This window comes from Priestia sp. YIM B13490, from assembly GCF_042787735.1.
GTDB classification, from domain to species: Bacteria; Bacillota; Bacilli; order Bacillales; family Bacillaceae_H; genus Priestia; species Priestia megaterium.
This window is the reverse complement of sequence record NZ_JBHZOT010000001.1, coordinates 790,329-812,168: the sequence shown is the minus strand read 5'-3', so window position 1 is coordinate 812,168 and position 21,840 is coordinate 790,329. Positions and strand designations below refer to the sequence as shown.

Below are 21,840 nucleotides of genomic sequence, written 5' to 3'. Positions count from 1 at the left end.
TCTTTTTTATTTGCAGATATTAAACAGCTGGAATGATAATTTGCTGGCCAATTTGTAATTTTGCAGGATCCACACCAGGATTTGCATCCTGCAGCTGCTGAACGGTCATGCTATATTTTTTCGCAATGCTATAAAACGTATCTCCCGCTTGTACAGTATACGTAGCGACAGGAAGAACAATTTGCTGACCAATTTGCAATTTTGCAGGATCTACGCCAGGGTTTGCATCCTGCAGCTGCTGAACGGTGATATTATACTTCTTTGCAATGCTATAAAATGTATCTCCAGATTGAATGCTATAGAATGTAACTCCATTAGAAGATAAGTTTAAATACTTAGCAATTCCACGCGCGTGCGCTTCTCCCACTTCCCGAAGAAACGTAGCGTTTTTTAATTTTTCAGCGTCGGCTGTCGTATCGATAAACAAGTTTTCTGTTAAAACAGCTGGCATATTTGTTTCACGCAGTACAGCGTAATTAGCCGTTTTTAAACCGCGATCTGCAACCGTTCCAAATTTCTGCATGGTTGTTAAAATTTCCGTGTGCAGTTCTTTTTGTAAAAGATAAGATTGACTTCCCTCTTGTGATGGATACCGATACGTTTCAAATCCAGTACCGCTGCCAGCATTGATATGCATAGAAACAAAAATATCTGCTCCCCATGCATTAGCCCGGTTCGCTCGATCTGATAATGAAACAAACACATCGGTTGAACGAGTTACCTGAACATCTACGGAATAGTTATGTTCTAAATACGCCCGCGCGTGTAGTACAAGCTGCAGCGTAATATCTTTTTCACGCAAATTATTTCCTAAAGCTCCTGAATCTGTACCGCCGTGTCCTGCATCTAGCCATACTTTTTTCATGTGAACCTTTCCTTTCAATCATAATATGAAAGAACTTGTGATTAACACCGGCTTTGCCTGATGATTTATCTCTCATTCTATATATATATGTAATTGGACAAGAAGGGTTCGTCCCCTTAAAACATTCAAAAAAATTCACACAAGAAAGCAGGATTTCGCTAGGTATTCTCCGCTGTTTTAAAGCACAAAATAAAGATGAACAAATGGGATACATGAGCTGGACTGCTTGTTACACCGCTGTTGATTTCCGTGCAAGGCTTCGTTTTTCCCTCCAATCACCAGCTAGAAGCAACTGCATACATGAAACCTACTTTTACCATAGACATAAAAAATCCGAGCGAATTGAATTTATCGCTCGGATCTTCCTTTAACTAACGTCCACGCCTTTTAGTGCAGATAAAAAGCAGGTTCGCCATCTTATCTCCTGCTATTTCTCACTAAAAGCAATTTTTAAGCCAATAAGCGTAAAGATAGAGCCTTGCACGAGATTAAGCCGCTTAGACAGAGCTGGAGATTTTCGCAAAAACTCCCCTACTTTCCCTGCAAATAGACTAATTAACGTAAAAATAATCAGCGCTTGAACTAAAAATACGGCGCCGTAAACGAGCATTTGCTGTGTGGCATGTCCGGTTGAATGATTAACAAACTGAGGTAAAAGAGCAAGAAAAAAAAGCGAAACTTTTGGATTTAGCAGATTCATAATCACTCCTTTTTTATATAGCACCTTGTACTCAACGGCTTCTTTGTTTTCAACAGCGAGAGCGGAATCTTTTGCTGTAAACGTCTTATAAGCCAGATATAATAAATAAGCTGCTCCAGCGTATTTTACAATAGCAAACGCTAAAGCCGATTGATAGATAACAGCCGATAGACCCAATGTTGCTGCAGCTATATGACCAAGCAAGCCCGTACAAAGCCCTAATGAAGTCGAGATTCCTGCATATCTACCGTTTGATATGCTTTGTGCTAAAACAAATAAGTTATCAGGTCCAGGCATAACCGTAAGCAAAGCGGCTACGCCTAAAAAAGAAGTGATTGATACGATATCCATAAGTCGTTCTCCCCCTGCATGATTTTGCCCACCATTATAGCATTTTTTACTATCTAGTATTCAAAAAAATAAAATTCATCCACAAAAGAAGAGGCCGGGACATAACTAAATCAATCTAATCTAAAGACAAACAAATGGGATACATAAGCTGGACTGCTTGTTACACCGCTGTTGATTTCCGTGCAAGGCTTCGCTTTCCGCGGGCGGCCGGTGAGCCTCCTCGTCGCTTGCGCTTCTGCGGGGTCTCACCTATGCCGCTTTTCCCGCAGGAGTCTTCGCCTTGCCCTCCAATCAACTGCTAGAACCAACTATACACATAAAATCTATATTCAACATAACAACAAAAAAACACGAACTACCAATCAAAAAATAATTAATAGTTCGCATTTGACTTCAACTGAAATACTTTTTTCCCAGCCTCATTTTTACTACTTATTTAATTTGTTTTTCTATGATCTGTTCTTTAGCTGAGGCAGTCTGTGCTTCCGCTGCTTTCATTTCATTATTAACATCGATTGCTTCTTTTAAATACTCAGTTTTGTATCCGCTTTTAAGTGCCCAAGCATAAAAGAAAAGTGCAACAATTGCAATAAGACCCATATCCCAGCCGTATTTAATAATATTGAGTCCCCCGAACTTTTCACTTCCTATCCAAGAGATTGTCATCATACATAATAAGTAGACAATCATCCAAACGCCAGCTCGGAAGTTTTGACCAAAGCCTTTCCATTTTGATTTTGCTTGGTAATAAAAATAAATTGGCAAACCAATTAAAATAATAAATAATACCTGTCCAGTTAACGGCCATCTTGCCCAGTAAAGAGTAAGTGAAGCAAAAATAAATCCAAGAGGCGCTATTACGCTTAACCCTTTTATACGTAAAGGTCTATAAAGATCGGTCCCCGTTTTTCTTAACGTCATAGCGGTAATAGGACCGGTAAGATATGAAATTAATGTAGCTACAGAAATAATTTCGGCTAATATCCCCCAGCCTCTAAATAAAAATAAAAAGATGAATGAGACAAATAAATTAAAGAACATGGCTTGACGGGGAACTCCGTAAAGCGGATGAACTCTTCCCAGTATATTCGGCAAGTATTTATTTTTTTCCATACCATAAATCATGCGTGACGTGGTAGCTGTATACGTAATACCTGTTCCTGATGGTGATACAAAAGCATCGGCATATAAAACAATAACAAGCCAGTTAATATTTAACGCAATCGCTAAATCGGCAAACGGCGAATTAAAGTTAAGATGACTCCATCCTTTTACGATTTCTGAAGGATTTACCGCTCCAATAAATGCAATTTGAAGCAATACGTAGATCACGGTCGCAATTAAAATGGATCCTACTACCGCAATCGGAATAGAGCGACCCGGATTTTTCGCTTCTCCCGCCATATTAATAGGGCTTTGAAAACCGTTAAAAGCAAACACAATCCCAGACGTAGCAACAGCTGTCAAAACGCTTGCCCATCCATTTGGAGCAACGCCTCCTGCAGAGGAGAAGTTTCCTCCGTGAAACCCTGCGAATAAAAGAGCACCAATTGTAAGCCCTGGAATTATAATCTTAAAAACAGTAATAAGTGAATTAGCTTTCGAAAATAAGCCTACGGTCCAATAATTTAAAAGAAAATAAATGATTAATAGTCCTGTAGCAATAGCCAAGCCTTTTCCCGTAAGAATCCCGTTTTCTACTAAACTGCCTGTCCATTTCGCCCACTCCCACGGCCATGAACTCATATACTGAACAGAAGCAACGGCTTCAACAGGAATAACCGATACGATTGCAATCCAGTTTGCCCAAGCCGCAATAAAGCCAAGAAATGAGCCGTGCGAGTATTGCGTATATTTAACCATACCTCCTGCTTCTGGAAACATCGATCCTAGTTCACTGTAAGAAAGAGCTATAAATAAAATAACAACCATTCCAATAATCCAAGAAGCAATTGCTGCGGGGCCTGCAATTTGAGCAGCTCTCCATGCTCCAAACAGCCATCCTGATCCAATAATAGATCCAAGGCCAACCATCATGAGAGAAAACGTTCCCATTTTTCTATGTAAGTTATTCATGTATCTAACACCTTTCTTCTATATTTTCTGAGAAGTGAGTTATTAAGCGCTTTCATTAAATTTAAAAAATAAAATTCATTTTGAACTTTAAAAATGCTGCTTAAAAATACTAACCAAAAGCTTTTCCATTCATTTACGCGCCCCCTTTCTTCATTTATTATTTGTTATTATATCATCATCAAGTTAAAAAGTACGCGTTGTGAATAAAAAATATTTTTATTTTTAGAATTTTGTGCGTTTTTTTAATTAAAAGTACGCGTTTTGAACACTAACATTCATAAGAGCTGCCTTTCCCTTGAAGTGATATACAAACGATCTTGTTGCAATAACCAGAAAAAAAGCAAGATAAAATGAATGCTTCATTTTATCTTGCTTTCTTTTAAGTTATTTCACAACAGCTAATACCGTTTCTTTAAAGCTGTTATAAACATACGACCAAAGAGCCGGTTCTTCTTTATATCTTGTTCGTAACGAAGAAAAGACTTCTTTTTGCTTTTCTTCAAACGAAGGATCTTCTTTTGAAGGAAGCGTGGCACGAAGCTCATCGACGATTTGCTGAACTTCGGGAGCACGGGGGCCCCACTTCCCAAGTAACGTCCCTTCATTATTAAAAATTAAAATAATCGGAATGGCACGCCCTCCGTTTGTTAAGTGACGGTCAATTAATTCGGTGTCTGCATCTCGCAGTGCAACGCGCACATCGATACCGGCAGCTTCAGCTACTTTACGAATGATTGGATTAATCATCATCGCATCTCCGCACCAATCTTCAGTAATCGCTAAGAAATGAAGCTTGTGAGCCTTTAATTTGTCAGCCAGTCCATCTTTAGGAAGCTGAAATTGTTCATAAACAGCTAAACTTTCCTCTTTTAATGTACTCATGTCGTTCATATATGTTTGGATTGATTTTCCTTCTTCAAAATACTGCTGTTCTGTTTTCATCAAAATCCCTCTTTCTTTTTTGTATACGAATAGATGAGATGTAAAAATTCGGTTTACTCTTTTCTATACGCACTACTAGTATAGCTTTTAAGCACAGTGAATCAAAATATAAAAGTCAGCGCTTTTTTTAGCCTGCGACAGGATTTACAAAACTTCAATTTAAAAACAGCACATTGAGATGTTATAAAAAAAGAGAATGGGGTACATGTACACTATCAATGTAACAAATTTTAAATCTTTGTGAATATTTGAGAATGTTTATTGTGTAACCGTCATCTTTTGATTATGATAATGATATGTTAGCTACTTGACTAAATATGGAGGATGAGGCAAATATGAATCAATCCCCGCATGAAAAGCGAAAAAAACGCAAACAGTTTGTAGAACGTTTAAGGCTAAAAGGAATCAAAATAGAGCTGACAAAACCGCGCTCTCACTTTTCTTCACTATCCTTACTAAAATCATAACTCGTAACCACCTTTTTCTAAAGCGGAACGGTATCGAATTTCAACTATCTATGCTAAGGCTTACATATCATTTCAAAAAGAACAGCTTCTAAGTGCTGTTCTTTTTTGATACTTTTTTATATTTCTGCCTCTGTAAAAAAAATTATAAACCTTTTTCTTTATTTCTTCCTTTTTCTATCTAGGGCTTTCCACTCCCTTTCGTACGGTGTTCTCAAAATATATAGTTCTATAAATCCCTTAAATTACCACTATATTCAAGGTATATATAATATAAGTATATATTGTAAATTTATAACTCTTCCTATATAATCTTGTAGAAAACGTAAAAAAAGGAGAAAATTGATGAAAAAACTGGGGGCAATACTATTATCATTTCTGCTGTTTGTTGGCGTATTTCCAACGTCTTCATTCGCAGCAGCGTCAACATTTGACGCAGATTTCAACAAGTATTTAAAATCGGTAAGCCAAACGCGAGGCTTTGAAGTAACCAAAGACGACGTTGAATATTCACTTTCACTGTATGACCATAGTCTTGAAAACTACGATACAATCGCAGATTTAGAAGATTTTTTAGGTGAACCAATTGCAGCTGACTTACATAACGTGCAAGATGTGTATGCAGATTTTGACTTAGACAAAACAAGCTTAAATGCGTTGTTAAAAGAGAACGGTCAAAGCTTAGACGACTATGTGTACCTAGATGATTTATACGAGGATGTTGGCTTCTATCTAGAGGGCGACGACTGGTATGAAGATGATGAGTCATATGATGAAGAAGACGCTTCTTACGATGATGAATTATTAAGCGAAGAAGATTTAAGCGGCTTACTATCGTTTATGCAGTCTGAATTAGGCTTAACTTCAGAAGAATTAAATCGAATTGAAGCACATTTTACATCGTTAGAAGATGAGCTTTCAAATGAAGCAACGCTTAACCGCTTAGATCAATTAGGCGAGCGCTTAGCGGCATTCGAAGATTTTGATACAGCAACAGAATTATCTGCTGATCAAATCGCTGAATTAATGTCTATTTATAAAGAAATGCTATCAATCTTCCATTTAGACGCTAAGTTCGCACTTGTACAAGGCGGAAATGAAAGACCGCTTTCTCTTACTGATTTAATCAACTTAGAAGAATTAAAAAATGCAAGTCTAAAAATTTCTCTTTATACAACAGACGGTAAATTTTTAGCAGACATGGTGATCACAGGCGATATGTTTAATTCTGATATCATCACAGACACAGGAAAAGAAGTAGAAAAATCTGCTGAAGCTGTAGTAAAACCAGCTCAAGCGCAAAAACCAGCAGTAGAAAAGAAACAAGAACCGGTGAAGAAACAAACGAATGGCGCTGTACAAAAAACCGTTAAAGGCGGAAAACTTCCTGAAACGGCTTCTAATTATGCAACAAATACATTAATTGGATTAGTACTTGTAGCAGCTGGCTTTGTTCTTTTCCGCAAAGTGAGACGTGCATAAAATGGAACCAAGAAAAACAAGAAGAACAATCAATCGCAAAAAGCGGTTGATTGTTCTTTCCCTTTTAGCCGCCGTCATTTGCTTTGGTCTTTGGTTTACGACCACAAACGCCTATAAATTTGCAAGAGGCTATTTGGCATTTAAAACAATGGATACAGAAGAACCAGCCGCAGCTTCAGTTTCTAAAAGCAAGGACGCTTCAACAGCGGACTCTTCTGCTGAAGCTTCTGCTGTTGAAGCTAAAAAAACGGTACACTCTCGTACTGCTAGCCCGGAAAAAAAGCCGAAAGTGTCAAATGTGTCTTACCCAAAGCAGCCAAAAATCGGTGATTTAATGGGAGAATTATATATTCCTAAATTAAACGCTAAGCTGCCGATCTATCACGGTACGAACGAAGATGAATTAGAAAAAGGCGTGGGTCATTTTGCGGGAAGCGTGCTGCCTGGTCAAAACGACAATTCTGTTCTATCAGGACATCGCGATACGGTCTTTCGTAAGCTTGGCGACGTGGGTGAAGGCGATTCGCTCGTGGTGGACACGGCAGCAGGCACCTTCACATACAAAGTGAACAAAGTACGAATCGTTGATGCGGATGACCGGACTGTTATTGTACCAAAGCCTAGAGCCACTTTAACCGTCAGCACCTGTTATCCGTTTAATTACGTTGGTTCAGCACCTGAACGCTATATTTTAGTCGCTCACCTTGTGTCATCAACACCAAAATAAAAAAGCTGTCCTTAAAAAGGCAGCTTTTTTTAATGAATAGATTTCATTAGTAAATCAAACCATATTTTCAGCGAAGTCGCCGTAATAACGATCGCTAAGATAACTTGCAGCGACGCTACCTTCGTCTTTTGCCCAACAAAAGCGCCGATTGGAGCTGCTAGTAAGCTTGCTCCAATAATCATAAGCGCCGGAAGCAAAAGGACTTGATGCGTCATTACTTTACCGAATGTTGTTCCCATAGACGAAATAAACGTCACGGCTAATGAGCTTGCAATCGTTACGCGCACAGGAATTTTTAACACGGTAATCATAATAGGAACAAGTAAAAATGCGCCTCCTGCTCCGACAATCCCCCCGCAAATTCCAACTAAAAACGCCAGAGCCGCTGCCAAAGGTTTTGAAAACGTCACTTCGAATGAATCGGCCGCTGGATTATTTTTTTTGGGCATAAACATTAATCCTGCAGCAATTGTTGCCATCACGCCGTAAATGAAATTGATCATTCCTTCTGAAAACGAGTTTGATAGCGTTGAACCAATGAGACTGCCAACTAAGACGCTGATACCCATATATAAAATTAACGGTTTATTCAAATAGCCGCCCTTTTTGTAAGCAAGAGCTCCTGAAACAGACGCAAACAGCGACTGTACGGCTCCTATACCAGCTACTTCGTGCGCGTTGAACATTCCCACTCCTACAAGAGGCGGAACAAATAGCAGCAGCGGGTACAAAACAACTGATCCTCCAATTCCAAGCATACCTGCTAAAAATGACCCGAAAAACCCGAGTGCAAATACCGTTATTAATAGTTGTACATCCATGTTTTTACCACCTGCTTTTATCAATCCAATATCATGTTTGTTAGAAAGTATGTATACTTACAACGCCTTATCGCTTCTTCCATTGTATCACTGTATATGCTTCTTTTCTGTAAAAATATTGATAAAAGTGCTTTCAATTATTAATTTTTTTAATCATTAAAATCCTATCGACTTTATGTGTTATTTACTTTTAGCCTAAACTTCCTCGCTCTCCTCTTTGTTACTTGTGGTAGAATAAAGAAAAACTAGATGTTAGAACTGCCTACACGCTACGCTTATCTCAGCAGGCCCATCATCACAGGAGGCTTTCGTATGTTTGAATACAAAATTGATGACGAAGTTAGTTTGCATTTGATTGAATCAACTGACGCTTTCCCCTTGCTTTCTCTTATTAACGAGTCAAGACCTTACCTAAAAGAATGGCTCCCATGGGTAGATAGCATGCAAAGTATTGCTGACTACGATGAACTCATCCCTGAATGGAGAGCTCAATATTATAATAACCAAGGATTCCAGGCCATCATTCGGTACTACGGAGAAATCGCCGGGATGATTGGTTTTCACGGAATTAATTGGGGAAACAAAAGTACAAGTCTTGGCTATTGGATTGGACATGATTTTCAAGGAAAAGGTATTATGACAAGAGCCGTACACGGATGCCTGAATTATGCATTTAATACGTTAAACCTTCATCGAGTCGAAATACGCTGCGGCGTTAATAACGAAAAAAGTAAAGCCATCCCTGCGCGTCTAGGTTTTACAGAAGAAGGCATTTGCAGAGAAGGTGAATACCTATATGATCACTACCATGACCTTGTGATTTATGGCATGTTAAAACACGAGTGGAAGCAAGTTCCTTATGCTCCTTGGCTTCTTTCTTAAAAAGCAGGATCATTTGGACAAGCTATCGTTTGAACTGACTATATTGGAAAAATTAAAAAGAGGTTGAAGACATAACGAAATGAATCCAGCCTAAAGACGAACAAATGAGATACATGAACTGAACCGCTTATGACACCGCAGTTGATTTCCGTGCAAGGCTTCGCTTTCCGCGGGCGGCCGCTGAGCCTCCTCGTCGCTTGCGCTTCTGCGGGGTCTCACCTGTTCCGCTTTTCCCGCAGGAGTCTTCACCTTGCCCTCCAATCACCTGCTAGAAGGAACAAACAAGACAGATGAAACTATATTCACCATAACAAAAAAAACGAACAATTGATCACGTGCTGATCAATTGTTCGTTTTTCACTTGGGTTAAAAACCTTTTTTCCCAGCCTCTCTTTTTTAGTTGAAATACTGAAGCTGTTCGCGGCGAAGCTTATCTTTTTGTTTGTCCGAAATTGAGTAGTCGTAGTTATAAATAGCTCCTTCCCAATCTCCATACATTGGATTTGGAAATACGATTAGCTTTTGGCCAAACGTTTCTTTTTGCTCTTCTACAAGCTTATTTCGATCAGTAATGGACTTTTTATCAAAGCCGCTAAAATCAGATAAGTTATCACCAAACAGCAGGACTACATTATGATTCGTCGCTACTTTTTGACGGCGCGTTTCTTTTCCTTCATCTTTTGGACCCGTTAATAGCACATGGTCTTTGGTTGCTTGAGGAATATGTAAATTCTTTAGGTTTTTAATTGTTGCCTCAAGCTGAGAAGTTGTACGGCCCGAAATATAGTAAATATCTACGCCTTTTTGATCCGCATACGTCAAGAAATCAACAGCACCTGGTACTGCTTTCGCTTTTGCTGCTTGCACCCACTCATCCCATTTATAAGGAAATCCTTTTCCGGTTTTGATTGCTGAAGCTTGAAATGGGCTATTATCAAGCACGGTTTCATCTAAATCCAAAATAATGGCAGGCTTTTTATCGGTACTTTTTGCAAGCCCCTCATCTAAACGAAGCTTTCCAGTATTATAGCCTTGGTAATACAAAGCTTTCATTTCGCCGGATGTTTGGTACCAAGCATCGGCCATGATTTGCTGATCAGCTAGGTGTTGAGCGGGTTCTTTTTTCTCAGCAGACACTTCTTTTTCCTGCTGAGGAGCACATGCCGTCAGTGAAAAAGCAAGTACAGCCACCCCTGTCAACGCTGATAATTTCTTATTCATTTCGCATCCACTTCCATCTCTACATATTTTTATGCTAATAATGTTATATATTACCTCAATCAAACGAAAAATCAATAAAAATACGAATTATATTTTAATTTCAGTTAAAAAATGTTCGTTTTAACTAATGTTTTCTCCCTTTTTTTAACCATTATCCAAATATTTGTTTATACATTTTCCAAAATCCGTTTTTCTCATTCTTTCTTTGTAATCTTTTTTTAGAAACATATTGATTTATCGCTCATTCGCTTCAAAAAAACTTAATAAATCTGAATTATCTAACTTTTAATCTTGTGTTAGATTCTCTCACAAAAGTGCTTTTTTTTGAAAAGATATATAGTAAAATAGATTTTGTGAATTAAAAGACGGTGTTTTCTATCGAAAGTATTGTATAAATATACAAAAGGGGATGGAGATATGAATCACGTAAAACAATGGGGATGGATTACCTTTGGCTGTTTGTGCGTTGCCATCGGAATTCAATTTTTAACCGCTTCTAACCTCGTTATTGGCGGAACAGCAGGACTTGGAATCGTCCTGCAGCATTTAACAGGTATTTCATTTGGGGTATTGTTCTTTATCATCAATTTACCATTTTATTTTATGGCTCTTACGCAAATTGGGCTGCAATTTACGATAAAAAGCTTCATCAGCGTTAGCCTGATGTCAGTGATGTCTGATTTATTAGCTGCCAACTTTTCGTTTGCGCTTCCGCATCCGCTTGTAGCTGCGATTGTGGGCGGCATTATTGTCGGCATTGGACTGATCTTTTTGTTTCGCCACGGCTCTTCTCTTGGCGGAATCAACATGCTATGCGTGTTTCTTGATAAACGCTTTGGCATTAATCCAGGTAAAACAATGCTTTTGACAGATGTATTGATTGTAGGCTCTGCAACTGTGGTATTCGGCGTAGTTCAAGTTCTTTATTCGTTAATCGGTATCTTCATCATGACAGGACTGCTTGGACGCTATCACAAACGCTCGCCAATCGAACGAACTGGTGAACATATGGAAGAAGAAGCAAAACAACAAACGGCTTCAACTATGTAAAAAAACCGTGCGGGAATAATCCCACACGGTTTTTTACGCTTATTCTGCTACTTTTACAAGCTGTTTTCCTAAGTTTGCTCCTTCAAATAAACCAAGGAACGCTTCAGGTACATTTTCAAAACCTTCTACAACGTTTTCGCTGTACTTGATTTTTCCTTGCTGCACCCATTCCCCTAACTGCTTAATGCCTTCAGGGAATTTGTCTGCATAGTCGGCTACGATAAAGCCTTTCATTAACGCACTGTTAATTAATAAAGGTGTTTGAACACGCGGTCCAACATCTTGTTTTTCTAAGTTATACAGTGAAATTTGGCCGCAAAGCGGAATGCGCGCAAATTTATTTAATAAGCTAACAACTGCATCTGAAATCTCTCCACCGACGTTTTCAAAGTAAACATCAACGCCATTAGGACACGCTTCTTTCAACGCTTCTTTCACATTTCCTTTTTTATAATTAATCACTTCATCAAATCCGAGCTCATCTTTTAAATAAGCAATTTTATCTTCAGAACCTGCGATGCCGACAACACGCGCGCCTTTAATTTTAGCGATTTGACCAACAACAGATCCAACAGCACCTGCTGCACCGGAAACGACTACTGTTTCGCCTTCTTTTGGCTGACCGATTTCAAGCAGTCCAAAGTAAGCTGTGAGACCAGGCATACCAAGAACGCCGATAGCCGTTGTAATTGGCGCTAGCTCTGGATCAACTTTCTGTAAGTTTTTTGCTTCTGCAGCTGAATAGCGTTTCCAAGGAAGCATACCCGTCACGATATCGCCTTCTTTAAAACGATCTGATTTTGATTCCGTTACGCGTGCTACAATGCCGCCTGCAAGCGGTGCGTTTAGCTCAAATGGAGGAACATATGATTTTGTATCGTTCATGCGTCCTCTCATATACGGATCAACAGAAAGGTACAGTGTTTGAACAAGTACCTCGCCTTCTTTCGCTGTAGGCATTTCAATTTTTTCGTATTTAAACGTATCTTTTGTTGGCATTCCCTTTGGGCGTTCTGCTAATAAAATTTGTTCATTCATCGATATCGCTCCTTTTTATTTCTCTGTTTTTTGTAAAATGTGCTAAACTTACCTTTGTTATTTTAAATTATATATTGTGCACAACGCAAAAAATATGATTGTGCAATAACACCGAAGGAGAAAAAGACATGGAGCTAATTCGCTGTAAAGAAGATGTTGTTAAAAAACTAAACGAGTTTGTTGAAGTAACTCCCCCCGTTATTTTGTTTAAAAAAGGCAATATGTATCCGATTAAAATGGATATCAACTACAACTGGATTGCCACAGACGAACAAGGTCATGAGCATATTGTCGCTTCAAACACAAAGAATGTGCAGGACGACTACTGGTTTAGCTACCATTTTGACTTATATTAAGGAGTTTCCCGGATTTACTCTTCGTAAACGTTATATAAATAAAGTGTTGCATTAATAAAAACAGCGTGCGAATTCCGGCGCTGTTTTTATGTAATAATTAGAGTATCTCAAGCACGTGTTTGAAGCTTTGATCATGTTCCATTTTCTGCATCGATATCTACTTAAGATTATGTTACAATCACGGTAAAGTAATTTATGATTGATAGAATAAAAGCTAGAGCTTGAAAAATTCGAGGTGGATTATGCAAGGTAAAGTTGTATATAAAGAAGGATTTTCAGTGATAGGCATAGCAAAAAACGGAGAGTATCAAAAAGAGAATCTTTTGAAGCAAATACTTAAAGAAAAAGAAATGATTAGCTCTTCAAAAGAACCTCATATGGTTACAGGCATTTGCATGGCTCCGAAAAAAGAAAATTATTTTTATATTGCAGGGACAGAAGTGGCTGATACGGCTTTTATTCCAAACGGTATGAGCGTTCATACGTTTCCTTCGTTTACATACCTGCAGTTTAAACACAGAGGTCCCATTACATCGCTCGGGTCGACGTACAACAGCATCTGGAATGAATGGCTGCCGAACTCTCCTTACAGCATGATTGAAGGTCCTGCTCTTGAAATTGTAAATACAGCTATACACAGCAATTTATATAGTGATACATATGAAATGGATATTTATATTCCCATAAAGCTGGGACAATAAAAAAGGTGAACTTACGTTCACCTTTTTCCTATTTTTGCAGCTGTTTATATAAATGATAAAGAGTAAAAACGCACTCTGGATGACGCTCTTTATGGTTAAAAAATCCGTGAGGAAACATGAGTGAAAGATTCCCTTTTTCAATTCCGGTCACATACTTGTTTTCCATAAGCGGATATTCTTTCACAACCCAGTGCGCTTCATCAATAGTAGACGTAACCACTTCACCAAAGTATACGCCCATACACTCTTCGAATTCTTCTTTTGTCATCGAAAAATAGTCAAAGCAGTTGCTGTCTTCTAGATCATAGTAAAGAAGCTCTAATATTTTCAAACTTTCATCTGTAAAATCAACGATGAACTCATCTACCGCTTTGCTTATTTCATGAATGTGATTCATGCACTGTTCGCGCACTTGATGATAGTAATAGCTAGCTTCAAACTGATGTTCACACGTCACTAACGATTCTCCGTATGATGCTGTTAGATCATGATGCTTGCTCATGCTGACACCTCCACGCTATGCTTATGGAGCAAGTATAACATTAACCAAGCAGCTATTGATCATCTTCCATTAACAACCTATCCGTGGCAATATTAGGTTCACTTTTTGTTCATTATGCTACCGTACACAAATCCTCCGCTAACAAGAAGAATACCGCTAATTAATACGCTGCTTAAAAAGATTTGCGAATGCATCAAGTGATTATACATCATCCACACGCTCATTTCGTCATCTCCTTTTGGCTTTTTTAACTAGTATCCCCGGTTTTCTTACCGCACATGCCGGCATTTTCACTGTTTTTTCATCAATTTTCTATATAGTTAAAGCCGTAAAGCCAACTATCTTTTTTCATCGTTTTACTCCTTAAAAAGCCTGCTTATGACTCTGAAGCAGGCTTTTTTTGCATGGTGAAACAAGTGATTAAGCCGTCTATCCCCACTAATTGTGCATAGTAAGGTATAATTAAAGATAGTTTCACTTTTCTAAAGTGAGAAATACATAGGAGACATCAAAGGAGACATGCAAATGACAGAACTCGAAAAAGCGAAAATTCAGCACCGAAAGCTGTCCAAGGGACAGGTATTTGGTAGGGCCATCGCCATTGCGATCGGTGCCCTGCTCATGGCCACAGGACTTGAAATTTTTCTCGTTCCGAACCACGTTGTCGACGGAGGAATTACCGGTATTTCCATCATGCTTTCGCACCTTACTGGCGTAAATCTAGGAATCTTTCTTTTTGTACTAAATCTTCCGTTTGTATTTATCGGGTACAAGCAAATGGGGAAAACATTTGCCCTTTCCACTATTTTTGGCATACTGGTTGTATCCATCTTAACTTCTATGTTTCATGATGTCCCCGCATTTACCGCAGACGTTCTTCTTGCTACCGTTTTTGGAGGGATTATTCTCGGAATTGGAATTGGACTCGTAATTCGCTACGGCGGAGCGCTTGACGGTACGGAGATACTTGCCATTTTAATCAGTAAAAAAATTCCGTTTTCCGTGGGAGAAATTGTGATGTTTTTCAACTTCTTCATTTTAGGAGCAGCGGGATTTGTGTTCACGTGGGACCGCGCCATGTATTCCATCCTTGCGTACATCATTGCAGCTAAAGCCATTGATACGGTTGTAGAAGGATTGGAAGAATCAAAATCCGCTTGGATTATTAGCGAATATTCCGACGAAATTGGCGATGCGATTAATGCGCGGCTAGGTCGAGGCGTTACCTATTTGCACGGTGAAGGTGCTTATACGGGCGATGATAAAAAAGTGATTTTCTGCATCATCACGCGCCTTGAAGAATCAAAGCTAAAAACCATTGTTGAAGATTTTGATCCTACTGCCTTTTTAGCCGTTGCAGATATTACCGAAGTCCGCGGCGGACGCTTTAAAAAACGAAACATTCACTAAAAAAACGCGCAGAAAGCACCATGCTTTCTGCGCGTTTTTTATGTAAGAGATACTTTTTGAACCTGCTTAAACCATTCATAACAAAGAAGCACAATTAAACATAAGTCGATTAAATCGCCTCCGTAATACATCAGCATAGCCCCTTGCTGCGCCCCTTCCGCCGATACGTGCATAGGCGGGTGAGCGTACACATATTTTGATAAAATACCGTGAGCAGCAAGAGCAAGAACCAATACGGATGCCCGGTGCGTAAAAGTTTTTTGATGCGGCGAAGGATCGATTGAAATCATCGATACGGTGAATAAATAGCCGGCTAAAAACACGTGAATATGTACAGCGACATGCACGAAAAAAGAGTGATGCATCATGCCATACAGACTTGTTGTATAAAGAATCCAAAGTCCTCCTACGTTAAGAACAGAAGCTGTCACCGGACTGCTGATGAACCGAACAAACCGTCCTTTTAAAAGTTTTGACACTTTTCTGGCTGCATGAACCGGAAGCGTGCGAAGCAGCAGCGTAAGAGGTGCTCCTAACGCCATTAAAAGCGGAGCTAGCATACCTAAAAGCAAATGCCCCGTCATATGCGCAGTAAAGTCCATATGAGCACGGGCTGCGAGCGGTCCGGCTACAGAAGATATGGCGCATAAAATACCAAGTGTCCAGCTGGACGTCCTATATAATGACCATTTTCTATACGTTGCATTCGAAGAAGCTACAGCCCACATGTATAAAAAAAAGGCAGCGACAAAAGGCAGGGCTAATAAAAGCTGAGACAATACTTCATATTTAATCATGATGTGCACCTTGTTTACGTGTAAACCATGTTAAAATGATGCCAATAAGCAGCATCAAACATGCAAGTACATTCCACGTAATGTCGTAAGGTGCAATCTTCACTCCGTACCGGATTTGATGAAGTCCCATAAGCTTATGCTGCACGGTCCCGTCATAAAGCTGAAACGCCCCGGCTCCAAGCAATACTCCTCCTATCCACCTTTTCACCCACCAGCCGCCTCGGCGCCTTAGATCTGCCACCATAAAAAGTGATGCAATTGTAGCGAACCAGCTGAATGCATGAAACAAACCGTCCGACACTAAACCAGCGGCCGTTGTGGATTTATCATAAAAATGATGCCAATGAAGCAGCTGATGAAACACTGCTTCATCAATAAAAGCAACTAACCCTACGCCAAACAAAAAGCCTGACCAGCTATTTCGAGTGCGATGAACCACGCGCTGATTTGCAGTTGCTTCGTGTTTCTTTTCCATATATATACCTCCCTGGCAGCTCTTTAAGTTTATATCGATTCTAATGAACGTATACCCTATTAAAGAGAAATGAATCTATAATATGGAAAAATAGGAGCTATATCCTAATATCGTTTTCACTATCTTTTCACCATAAAGGTATAGGATAGTATTTGCGAAGCCAATTAGCATATTTTTTCATAGTTTTACTCCCTTTCTAATGACCTGTTTCCCCAGAGCAAATCTTTTTTATATTCCGCTTCTCTTTTCACCATTTTTTCACCATAAAGGTATAGGATAGTACTTGCGAAGCCAATTAGCATATTTTTTTCATAGTTTTACTCCTTTTGAAGATCTGCTTCCCCAGAGCAGGTCTTTTTTTATATTCCGCTTCTCTTTTCATCATTTTTTCACCATAAAGGTATAGGATAGTACTTGCGAAGCCAATTAGCATATTTTTTCATAGTTTTACTCCCTTTCTAATGACCTGTTTCCCCAAAGCAGGTCTTTTTTATATCCCGTTTCTCTTTTCACCATTTTTTCACCATAAAGGTATAGGATAGTACTTGCGAAGCCAATTAGCATATTTTTTTCATAGTTTTACTCCTTTGTGAAGACCTGCTTCCCCAGAGCAGGTCTTTTTTTATTTTTTCTAAAAGCTTCCATCTTTTCACCGTTTTTTCACTTTTCTTTTGTATACTAAGTTTGTCAAAGCAATTTCATCATTTTTCATAAATGACCCCTATTTATTCCCCGCTTTTTGTGAGCGGGGCTTTTTTTGTAAGAAAAGCATATTTTCACCTTTTTTTTAAAAAAGCTTTTCTCTTTTCACCGTTTTTTCACTTTTCTTTTATATACTGTTCTTGTCAAAACAATTTCATCATTTTTCATAGATGTACCCTATTTGCACCCGCTTCTTGGAAGCGGGACTTTTTTTGTTTCCATACAAAAAAGCTTAACCCGGAGGTTAAGCTTTTTTCGCCTGCTTGCGAAGAACAAGCATCATAATTGTAATGACAGTAAACGCAATAAACGCTAAAAAAGGAATGGTGATAAATCCAAGCCAGTTAATATATTGACCTGAGCAAGGAACACCGCTTGTACACGTTTCAAATGCTTTAAGAGCCGGTATCTTCTGCAGGCAATAATGATAGCCTGAAAGCGCCATACCAATCACTGAAAACGGCAGGACGTATTTGTAGATGAACGTATCATTCCGATACACGGCTACACCTAGCACAATCGCGAGCGGATACATTAAAATTCGCTGATACCAGCAAAGTTCACACGGAATAAAGTGAAGAACTTCACTAAACGTCAAGCTTCCAAGCATCGCGATAAGCGCTGTAATCCACCCGAAGACCAAAGACTTGTTCATTATTTGTTCTCCTTAGCCGCATCTTTGACCATTTGATCAAAGTCATTGATTGTTTTTCCTTCGAATTTTTTGCCGCCTACATAAATGGTTGGTGTACCTGTGATGCCTAAGTTATTGGCTGTCTTCATATCTTGATCAAACGCATCTTTTCCTTTTCCATCTTTAAAAGCACTCGCTACTTTTTTCGCATCGGCATCGCTAGATACTTCTTTCAGCGTATCTTCTAAGTAAGATTCCGTTAAGACATCTTTCTTTTCATCCGCTGCGTTTTGCTTTTTATAAAGAAGTTCATGGAATTTCCAAAATGTATCGTTCCCAAGCTCTTTATATACCGTCTCGGCAAACTCTGCTGCACGAGATGAGTCATTGTTGATAAACGCATAGTTCATAAAGTAGAATTTGACTTTGCCTGTATCTACATAATCTTTTTGAATCAGCGGGAAAAAGGATTCCGTGAAGTTTTTACAAGCCGGACATTTGTAATCTCCAAACTCTACCACTTCTACCGGAGCTGACTCTTTTCCAAGATACGGCTGATTATCATATGTAAGAGCGGCCTTTTCATCTCCTCCGCCCTTTGACATATTAGAAAGGACGATTAACCCTAAAATACAGACCGCAATAATTCCAATCACCCAAAAAATCCACTTGCTCGAGGACGTTTGCTGATTGGGCGTTACTTTTTTCTTTTTCTTTGCTTTTGACACAATCTCATCTCCTTCTTTTCTTTCTCTCTTACAAACTTACAAAGCTGTTAGAGCGGTAAAAATTAGCGCACACAAAATAAAAAACACGTATAGCGATGTCAGCGTTAAAATAACAGGAGGCTGCATCGGCATTTTCGTTTCCGGATTTAAAATATATTGAATGCGATAATTAACCGACGTATCAGCAAACGATACGTGCGCACACGAAAGACTTGTCTGTCCCGTTTTAACCATTTTTAAAAGGGCGCTACCGATGTGAGCAGACGTGCCATTTTTCACAATGGCATCTTGATCAGCCAGCACTTCACGCATGACTTTGAAACGTTTATGGCTCCATTTAATAAACGGAATATACCATAATGCAGAAGCAAGCGTGCTTAGTAAAAATGTTTTGAGCGGATCTTTATTTGCAACATGTGACTGCTCGTGGTAAATAACAGCTTCTAGTTCATTTTCATCAAGCACCGAGAGCAACCCTGTAGACAGAACGATGTGCGGTCTAAACAATCCCATTGTTAATGCAATGGGCTGATCTGTTGTTAAAACTGTTAAATTCTTTCCGTACGCTTTTTGCAGGTGAGCCGTTGTTGTTTCATTTCGCAGCTTCGTAATCATTTTACGGACTTTCCGCATTTGAATCACTTGCTTTACAGCTTTAATGAACAGTACAAACATCGTATGAAAAATAACCGCATTCAGCATGTATTCAATAAAAAACAAGCCGAAAAAGTGGGCTACTTTGTTACAAAGTAAAATTAAGTTAAACGATAAATTCCATCCAAACAGCAAATGCAGCACATACATGCCCATTTGCATAAGCAACGTCACGGCAATAAAAAAGCACAGGTTAAAAATAAGCTTAGAACGCTTTAGTATTCCTTGATTCATTGATTATTCATCCTTTTTTAACTGTTTGACTTTTGATTCGAGCATGCTTAACAGTGAATCATCAACTTCTTCTAACGCATCAAGCATATGAGTAACAGCAAGCGAGCCAAATTCGTCGATCAATTCGTGCGTTAACTCTTTCGACTGAGCGTCGATAAATTCCTCTTTAGAGAGAATCGGCTGATACATCGACGTACGTCCTTTTAAACGCTTTTGTAACACGCCTTTTTCCACCAATCGATTCATAACGGTCATAACGGTGTTGAAGTTCACTGCTTTTTCTTTCTCAAGTACGTGCTGCACATCTTTAATGGACATTTCACTTCCGTTCCATAAAGCCGTCATAATTTTTGCTTCAAGCGGGCCAAAAAAGCGATTAAGGCCGGTTTCGTTAAATTTGAATTTTTCAATTTTCATATTCGACACCTCACACTACCAATTGTAGTGTGAGGTGTCAAATCCGTCAACTTTTCCATGACAACTGCCTTACAATTGTCATAATCACTTTTTTACTTCATCGGTTAAATGCTGAATGGATAGCACAACTGTATCGAGCTTGGCTTCAATTCGGTGAAGTAAATAAAGCGTCACCACAACGGGAAAACCAACGTCTGAGACAAGCGTAAACCACTCTGTCATCTTCCTCTCTCCTTTTAAAAAAGCCCTTCGCACCGAAGTGGAAGGACTTTCATTTTTAAATCGTAAATTCGGTTACATTTCGCTCGACGATTTGAGCGCCTTTTCTGGAAACGAGTGCTCCGCCGCTTGAAGTAAAGACATCGCTTGCGATCAGCGCGTTCATTGCTCCTGTAATGGCTGCCGCGTCTAACGTATCTTTAGGTGATTCAATCGATAGGCTTACTGCTTTTTGTGACTCATTCAAAAACTGCATCGTTAAAGTTTTCATACTCTACCTCTTTTCTTATTTTAAAAGTGAAAACGTGACAACTTCGTTGATTTCAACAAGCAGCAGTGACTGCAGGCTGGCAATGGTTTCACTTGCTGTAATGAGTGCATCTGCAGAACTTCCAGGCTGAATGTTCATATAGGATTTTGTCTTTAAATCGGGTTTTCCATCCTCTTTTATTCCTTGTTCTAATACTAAGCGAAGCTGGCTTGAATGCTGAATTTTTTCTGCCATCTTTTATTCCCCCTTTCACTTTATATATAGAAATGGAAATAGGAAAGAGGGATGATGGAAACATAAAAATTTTTGGTTTATAATGGGAGATAGTCTGAGTTAGAAAGAGGCTTTGGTAATGAGAAAGTGGAGCTTTTTATTTTTTGTTCTAGCATTCATGCACCCAGCTTCAGCACTTGCTGACGACGGTGCAGATGAAAAAAAGCTTGGTCCGTTTTACTACACGGTTTCTCATGATTATAGTCGAGAAAAATGGGATGTAGGGGTGTTAAATCAGCAAGATAAAACGAACATTCCTGCGACTGATTTGAACGATGAAACGCTAAAATTGTTTCAGCGTACGGTTGATGATTTAGCAGACCTCGCGATTCGATTTGCTGCTATGAGCGTACTGCTTGTATGTTCACTCGCTGTTTTTACATACTTTCGCATTCAAAGAAAACGCCCTTTTCTCCGCTTGTTTTTTGTTTTTTCAAGCGTTGGCTTTCTATTTTGCGTCTATACATCATTGGAGTTATTTAAAAAAACTGAACAAGCAAAATCTTTATTTTACTTACTATGACTTGAAACCCAAAAAAAACCAGCCAATCGGCTGGTTTTTTCATGCATTTCTTACGGTTATGTACTTCTGTTCATACGTCATTTCTTCCGTTTGCTTTTGCTGCTCCAAATGGTAATAAGCAGCGCATACTCCTCCTAACCCAGCCAGTGCTAGGACAATTAGAAGTATGGATGTCGCTTTTTTCATTGCCTTTTCTCCCCTTATGTTTAACCCTACCTAGCAACGGCATCCGTAAAAAAGAGTCCCCTTTCTCTTCTTTACTTGCTCATTACTTACGAAAGATATTATCATACTTTTTTTCACTTTTGTCATTTTTTTAGTTATT

At 39.0% G+C, this 21,840-nt stretch carries 30 protein-coding genes; 9 read left to right on the top strand and 21 right to left on the bottom strand.

What is annotated here, in order from left to right; all coding sequences use genetic code 11:
- Window positions 1–19: 19 nt before the first annotated feature.
- From ACFX4R_RS04615 to ACFX4R_RS04595, 5 genes are all read right to left on the bottom strand, one after another.
- Window positions 20–865, bottom strand: a complete 846-nt coding sequence (locus ACFX4R_RS04615; RefSeq protein ID WP_043981434.1) for an N-acetylmuramoyl-L-alanine amidase — start codon at window positions 863–865, stop codon at window positions 20–22.
- Window positions 866–1,292: 427 nt separating this feature from the next.
- Window positions 1,293–1,916 (bottom strand): LysE family translocator, encoded by a 624-nt coding sequence (locus tag ACFX4R_RS04610; protein WP_013057840.1) that lies wholly within the window; start codon window positions 1,914–1,916, stop codon window positions 1,293–1,295.
- Window positions 1,917–2,076: 160 nt separating this feature from the next.
- The gene (locus ACFX4R_RS04605; protein WP_272911085.1) at window positions 2,077–2,211 is read right to left on the bottom strand and encodes a hypothetical protein; all 135 of its coding nucleotides are present in this window, start codon (window positions 2,209–2,211) and stop codon (window positions 2,077–2,079) included.
- 137 nt (window positions 2,212–2,348) lie between these two features.
- Window positions 2,349–3,992, bottom strand: coding sequence for a glutamate/serine transporter AimA (locus ACFX4R_RS04600; RefSeq protein WP_043981433.1), 1,644 nt, complete (start codon window positions 3,990–3,992; stop codon window positions 2,349–2,351).
- Window positions 3,993–4,376: 384 nt separating this feature from the next.
- Window positions 4,377–4,934 (bottom strand): thioredoxin family protein, encoded by a 558-nt coding sequence (locus tag ACFX4R_RS04595; protein ID WP_025751101.1) that lies wholly within the window; start codon window positions 4,932–4,934, stop codon window positions 4,377–4,379.
- A 335-nt stretch (window positions 4,935–5,269) separates the two neighbouring features.
- Between ACFX4R_RS04595 and ACFX4R_RS04590 the strand changes: the two genes are divergently transcribed.
- The 3 genes from ACFX4R_RS04590 to ACFX4R_RS04580 all read left to right on the top strand — a co-directional run bounded on the left by ACFX4R_RS04590 (window position 5,270) and on the right by ACFX4R_RS04580 (window position 7,607).
- The gene (locus tag ACFX4R_RS04590) at window positions 5,270–5,401 is read left to right on the top strand and encodes a hypothetical protein (RefSeq protein WP_013057845.1); all 132 of its coding nucleotides are present in this window, start codon (window positions 5,270–5,272) and stop codon (window positions 5,399–5,401) included.
- Window positions 5,402–5,743: 342 nt separating this feature from the next.
- The gene (locus ACFX4R_RS04585) at window positions 5,744–6,880 is read left to right on the top strand and encodes a processed acidic surface protein (protein WP_377568973.1); all 1,137 of its coding nucleotides are present in this window, start codon (window positions 5,744–5,746) and stop codon (window positions 6,878–6,880) included.
- A gap of 1 nt (window position 6,881) precedes the next feature.
- A complete protein-coding gene (locus ACFX4R_RS04580; RefSeq protein WP_043981431.1) occupies window positions 6,882–7,607 on the top strand; it encodes a class D sortase in 726 nt (241 codons plus the stop codon).
- A gap of 29 nt (window positions 7,608–7,636) precedes the next feature.
- Here ACFX4R_RS04580 and ACFX4R_RS04575 read toward each other — a convergent pair whose 3' ends face one another.
- On the bottom strand, window positions 7,637–8,428 hold the full coding sequence (locus tag ACFX4R_RS04575; RefSeq protein WP_377568970.1) for a sulfite exporter TauE/SafE family protein: 792 nt from the start codon (window positions 8,426–8,428) through the stop codon (window positions 7,637–7,639).
- Window positions 8,429–8,740: 312 nt separating this feature from the next.
- Here ACFX4R_RS04575 and ACFX4R_RS04570 point away from each other — a divergent pair, with 312 nt between their 5' ends.
- Entirely contained in the window at window positions 8,741–9,310 is a 570-nt protein-coding gene (locus ACFX4R_RS04570) for a GNAT family N-acetyltransferase (protein WP_043981430.1), read from the top strand.
- Window positions 9,311–9,437: 127 nt separating this feature from the next.
- Here the strand turns inward: ACFX4R_RS04570 and ACFX4R_RS04565 are convergent, their stop codons facing one another.
- Window positions 9,438–9,575 (bottom strand): hypothetical protein, encoded by a 138-nt coding sequence (locus ACFX4R_RS04565; protein ID WP_193377160.1) that lies wholly within the window; start codon window positions 9,573–9,575, stop codon window positions 9,438–9,440.
- Window positions 9,576–9,706: 131 nt separating this feature from the next.
- Window positions 9,707–10,531, bottom strand: a complete 825-nt coding sequence (locus ACFX4R_RS04560; protein WP_043981429.1) for a 5'-nucleotidase, lipoprotein e(P4) family — start codon at window positions 10,529–10,531, stop codon at window positions 9,707–9,709.
- Window positions 10,532–10,948: 417 nt separating this feature from the next.
- Between ACFX4R_RS04560 and ACFX4R_RS04555 the strand changes: the two genes are divergently transcribed.
- Entirely contained in the window at window positions 10,949–11,581 is a 633-nt protein-coding gene (locus tag ACFX4R_RS04555) for a YitT family protein (RefSeq protein ID WP_013083915.1), read from the top strand.
- A 39-nt stretch (window positions 11,582–11,620) separates the two neighbouring features.
- On the opposite strand, the gene ACFX4R_RS04550 is transcribed toward ACFX4R_RS04555, so the two are convergent.
- Complete coding sequence (locus ACFX4R_RS04550) at window positions 11,621–12,619, bottom strand: NADP-dependent oxidoreductase (protein WP_028409240.1); 999 nt, start codon at window positions 12,617–12,619, stop codon at window positions 11,621–11,623.
- A 128-nt stretch (window positions 12,620–12,747) separates the two neighbouring features.
- On the opposite strand from ACFX4R_RS04550, the gene ACFX4R_RS04545 reads away from it, so the two are divergent.
- Both ACFX4R_RS04545 and ACFX4R_RS04540 read left to right on the top strand, forming a co-directional pair.
- A complete protein-coding gene (locus ACFX4R_RS04545; protein ID WP_016764806.1) occupies window positions 12,748–12,975 on the top strand; it encodes a hypothetical protein in 228 nt (75 codons plus the stop codon).
- Window positions 12,976–13,217: 242 nt separating this feature from the next.
- Complete coding sequence (locus ACFX4R_RS04540) at window positions 13,218–13,676, top strand: GyrI-like domain-containing protein (RefSeq protein WP_013083918.1); 459 nt, start codon at window positions 13,218–13,220, stop codon at window positions 13,674–13,676.
- Between the two features lie 28 nt (window positions 13,677–13,704).
- Here the strand turns inward: ACFX4R_RS04540 and ACFX4R_RS04535 are convergent, their stop codons facing one another.
- Window positions 13,705–14,178, bottom strand: coding sequence for a hypothetical protein (locus tag ACFX4R_RS04535; RefSeq protein WP_097825272.1), 474 nt, complete (start codon window positions 14,176–14,178; stop codon window positions 13,705–13,707).
- A gap of 98 nt (window positions 14,179–14,276) precedes the next feature.
- Window positions 14,277–14,402 carry a hypothetical protein gene (locus tag ACFX4R_RS04530; RefSeq protein WP_272911084.1) on the bottom strand — a complete coding sequence of 42 codons (126 nt, stop codon included), beginning with the start codon at window positions 14,400–14,402 and terminating at the stop codon, window positions 14,277–14,279.
- A gap of 301 nt (window positions 14,403–14,703) precedes the next feature.
- Between ACFX4R_RS04530 and ACFX4R_RS04525 the strand changes: the two genes are divergently transcribed.
- Window positions 14,704–15,588, top strand: coding sequence for a YitT family protein (locus ACFX4R_RS04525; RefSeq protein ID WP_043981425.1), 885 nt, complete (start codon window positions 14,704–14,706; stop codon window positions 15,586–15,588).
- A 38-nt stretch (window positions 15,589–15,626) separates the two neighbouring features.
- On the opposite strand, the gene ACFX4R_RS04520 is transcribed toward ACFX4R_RS04525, so the two are convergent.
- From ACFX4R_RS04520 to ACFX4R_RS04480, 9 genes are all read right to left on the bottom strand, one after another.
- Window positions 15,627–16,385 (bottom strand): cytochrome c oxidase assembly protein, encoded by a 759-nt coding sequence (locus tag ACFX4R_RS04520; RefSeq protein ID WP_043981424.1) that lies wholly within the window; start codon window positions 16,383–16,385, stop codon window positions 15,627–15,629.
- Complete coding sequence (locus tag ACFX4R_RS04515; RefSeq protein WP_043981423.1) at window positions 16,378–16,860, bottom strand: DUF2243 domain-containing protein; 483 nt, start codon at window positions 16,858–16,860, stop codon at window positions 16,378–16,380. Before ACFX4R_RS04515 ends, ACFX4R_RS04520 begins: the two co-directional genes overlap by 8 nt.
- 946 nt (window positions 16,861–17,806) lie before the next feature.
- Complete coding sequence (locus ACFX4R_RS04510) at window positions 17,807–18,217, bottom strand: disulfide oxidoreductase (RefSeq protein WP_043981422.1); 411 nt, start codon at window positions 18,215–18,217, stop codon at window positions 17,807–17,809.
- Complete coding sequence (locus ACFX4R_RS04505) at window positions 18,217–18,924, bottom strand: DsbA family protein (RefSeq protein WP_165574945.1); 708 nt, start codon at window positions 18,922–18,924, stop codon at window positions 18,217–18,219. Before ACFX4R_RS04505 ends, ACFX4R_RS04510 begins: the two co-directional genes overlap by 1 nt.
- A 36-nt stretch (window positions 18,925–18,960) precedes the next feature.
- The gene (locus ACFX4R_RS04500; protein WP_043981420.1) at window positions 18,961–19,812 is read right to left on the bottom strand and encodes a M56 family metallopeptidase; all 852 of its coding nucleotides are present in this window, start codon (window positions 19,810–19,812) and stop codon (window positions 18,961–18,963) included.
- 3 nt (window positions 19,813–19,815) lie between these two features.
- Window positions 19,816–20,229 carry a BlaI/MecI/CopY family transcriptional regulator gene (locus ACFX4R_RS04495; protein ID WP_013057865.1) on the bottom strand — a complete coding sequence of 138 codons (414 nt, stop codon included), beginning with the start codon at window positions 20,227–20,229 and terminating at the stop codon, window positions 19,816–19,818.
- An 84-nt stretch (window positions 20,230–20,313) separates the two neighbouring features.
- Window positions 20,314–20,451 (bottom strand): YvrJ family protein, encoded by a 138-nt coding sequence (locus ACFX4R_RS04490; protein WP_013057866.1) that lies wholly within the window; start codon window positions 20,449–20,451, stop codon window positions 20,314–20,316.
- Window positions 20,452–20,506: 55 nt separating this feature from the next.
- Window positions 20,507–20,719: a DUF2922 domain-containing protein gene (locus ACFX4R_RS04485; protein ID WP_377568964.1), complete on the bottom strand. Its 213-nt coding sequence runs from the start codon at window positions 20,717–20,719 to the stop codon at window positions 20,507–20,509.
- A gap of 15 nt (window positions 20,720–20,734) precedes the next feature.
- The gene (locus ACFX4R_RS04480; protein WP_377568962.1) at window positions 20,735–20,953 is read right to left on the bottom strand and encodes a DUF1659 domain-containing protein; all 219 of its coding nucleotides are present in this window, start codon (window positions 20,951–20,953) and stop codon (window positions 20,735–20,737) included.
- Between the two features lie 118 nt (window positions 20,954–21,071).
- On the opposite strand from ACFX4R_RS04480, the gene ACFX4R_RS04475 reads away from it, so the two are divergent.
- A complete protein-coding gene (locus ACFX4R_RS04475) occupies window positions 21,072–21,515 on the top strand; it encodes a hypothetical protein (protein ID WP_043981418.1) in 444 nt (147 codons plus the stop codon).
- A 39-nt stretch (window positions 21,516–21,554) separates the two neighbouring features.
- Here ACFX4R_RS04475 and ACFX4R_RS04470 read toward each other — a convergent pair whose 3' ends face one another.
- Window positions 21,555–21,701, bottom strand: a complete 147-nt coding sequence (locus tag ACFX4R_RS04470; protein ID WP_013057870.1) for a hypothetical protein — start codon at window positions 21,699–21,701, stop codon at window positions 21,555–21,557.
- Window positions 21,702–21,840 lie beyond the last annotated feature (139 nt).

Coding starts and splice junctions, on each gene's coding strand:
- ACFX4R_RS04570 (WP_043981430.1), top strand. CDS start 8,741: ATGTTTGAATACAAAATTGATGACGAAGTTAGTTTGCATTTGATTGAA.
- ACFX4R_RS04550 (WP_028409240.1), bottom strand. CDS start 12,619: ATGAATGAACAAATTTTATTAGCAGAACGCCCAAAGGGAATGCCAACA.
- ACFX4R_RS04515 (WP_043981423.1), bottom strand. CDS start 16,860: ATGGAAAAGAAACACGAAGCAACTGCAAATCAGCGCGTGGTTCATCGC.
- ACFX4R_RS04540 (WP_013083918.1), top strand. CDS start 13,218: ATGCAAGGTAAAGTTGTATATAAAGAAGGATTTTCAGTGATAGGCATA.
- ACFX4R_RS04600 (WP_043981433.1), bottom strand. CDS start 3,992: ATGAATAACTTACATAGAAAAATGGGAACGTTTTCTCTCATGATGGTT.
- ACFX4R_RS04585 (WP_377568973.1), top strand. CDS start 5,744: ATGAAAAAACTGGGGGCAATACTATTATCATTTCTGCTGTTTGTTGGC.
- ACFX4R_RS04480 (WP_377568962.1), bottom strand. CDS start 20,953: ATGGCAGAAAAAATTCAGCATTCAAGCCAGCTTCGCTTAGTATTAGAA.
- ACFX4R_RS04500 (WP_043981420.1), bottom strand. CDS start 19,812: ATGAATCAAGGAATACTAAAGCGTTCTAAGCTTATTTTTAACCTGTGC.
- ACFX4R_RS04510 (WP_043981422.1), bottom strand. CDS start 18,217: ATGAACAAGTCTTTGGTCTTCGGGTGGATTACAGCGCTTATCGCGATG.
- ACFX4R_RS04475 (WP_043981418.1), top strand. CDS start 21,072: ATGAGAAAGTGGAGCTTTTTATTTTTTGTTCTAGCATTCATGCACCCA.
- ACFX4R_RS04525 (WP_043981425.1), top strand. CDS start 14,704: ATGACAGAACTCGAAAAAGCGAAAATTCAGCACCGAAAGCTGTCCAAG.
- ACFX4R_RS04580 (WP_043981431.1), top strand. CDS start 6,882: ATGGAACCAAGAAAAACAAGAAGAACAATCAATCGCAAAAAGCGGTTG.
- ACFX4R_RS04590 (WP_013057845.1), top strand. CDS start 5,270: ATGAATCAATCCCCGCATGAAAAGCGAAAAAAACGCAAACAGTTTGTA.
- ACFX4R_RS04490 (WP_013057866.1), bottom strand. CDS start 20,451: ATGACAGAGTGGTTTACGCTTGTCTCAGACGTTGGTTTTCCCGTTGTG.
- ACFX4R_RS04610 (WP_013057840.1), bottom strand. CDS start 1,916: ATGGATATCGTATCAATCACTTCTTTTTTAGGCGTAGCCGCTTTGCTT.
- ACFX4R_RS04520 (WP_043981424.1), bottom strand. CDS start 16,385: ATGATTAAATATGAAGTATTGTCTCAGCTTTTATTAGCCCTGCCTTTT.
- ACFX4R_RS04470 (WP_013057870.1), bottom strand. CDS start 21,701: ATGAAAAAAGCGACATCCATACTTCTAATTGTCCTAGCACTGGCTGGG.
- ACFX4R_RS04530 (WP_272911084.1), bottom strand. CDS start 14,402: ATGAGCGTGTGGATGATGTATAATCACTTGATGCATTCGCAAATCTTT.
- ACFX4R_RS04545 (WP_016764806.1), top strand. CDS start 12,748: ATGGAGCTAATTCGCTGTAAAGAAGATGTTGTTAAAAAACTAAACGAG.
- ACFX4R_RS04575 (WP_377568970.1), bottom strand. CDS start 8,428: ATGGATGTACAACTATTAATAACGGTATTTGCACTCGGGTTTTTCGGG.
- ACFX4R_RS04555 (WP_013083915.1), top strand. CDS start 10,949: ATGAATCACGTAAAACAATGGGGATGGATTACCTTTGGCTGTTTGTGC.
- ACFX4R_RS04615 (WP_043981434.1), bottom strand. CDS start 865: ATGAAAAAAGTATGGCTAGATGCAGGACACGGCGGTACAGATTCAGGA.
- ACFX4R_RS04495 (WP_013057865.1), bottom strand. CDS start 20,229: ATGAAAATTGAAAAATTCAAATTTAACGAAACCGGCCTTAATCGCTTT.
- ACFX4R_RS04485 (WP_377568964.1), bottom strand. CDS start 20,719: ATGAAAACTTTAACGATGCAGTTTTTGAATGAGTCACAAAAAGCAGTA.
- ACFX4R_RS04595 (WP_025751101.1), bottom strand. CDS start 4,934: ATGAAAACAGAACAGCAGTATTTTGAAGAAGGAAAATCAATCCAAACA.
- ACFX4R_RS04560 (WP_043981429.1), bottom strand. CDS start 10,531: ATGAATAAGAAATTATCAGCGTTGACAGGGGTGGCTGTACTTGCTTTT.
- ACFX4R_RS04535 (WP_097825272.1), bottom strand. CDS start 14,178: ATGAGCAAGCATCATGATCTAACAGCATCATACGGAGAATCGTTAGTG.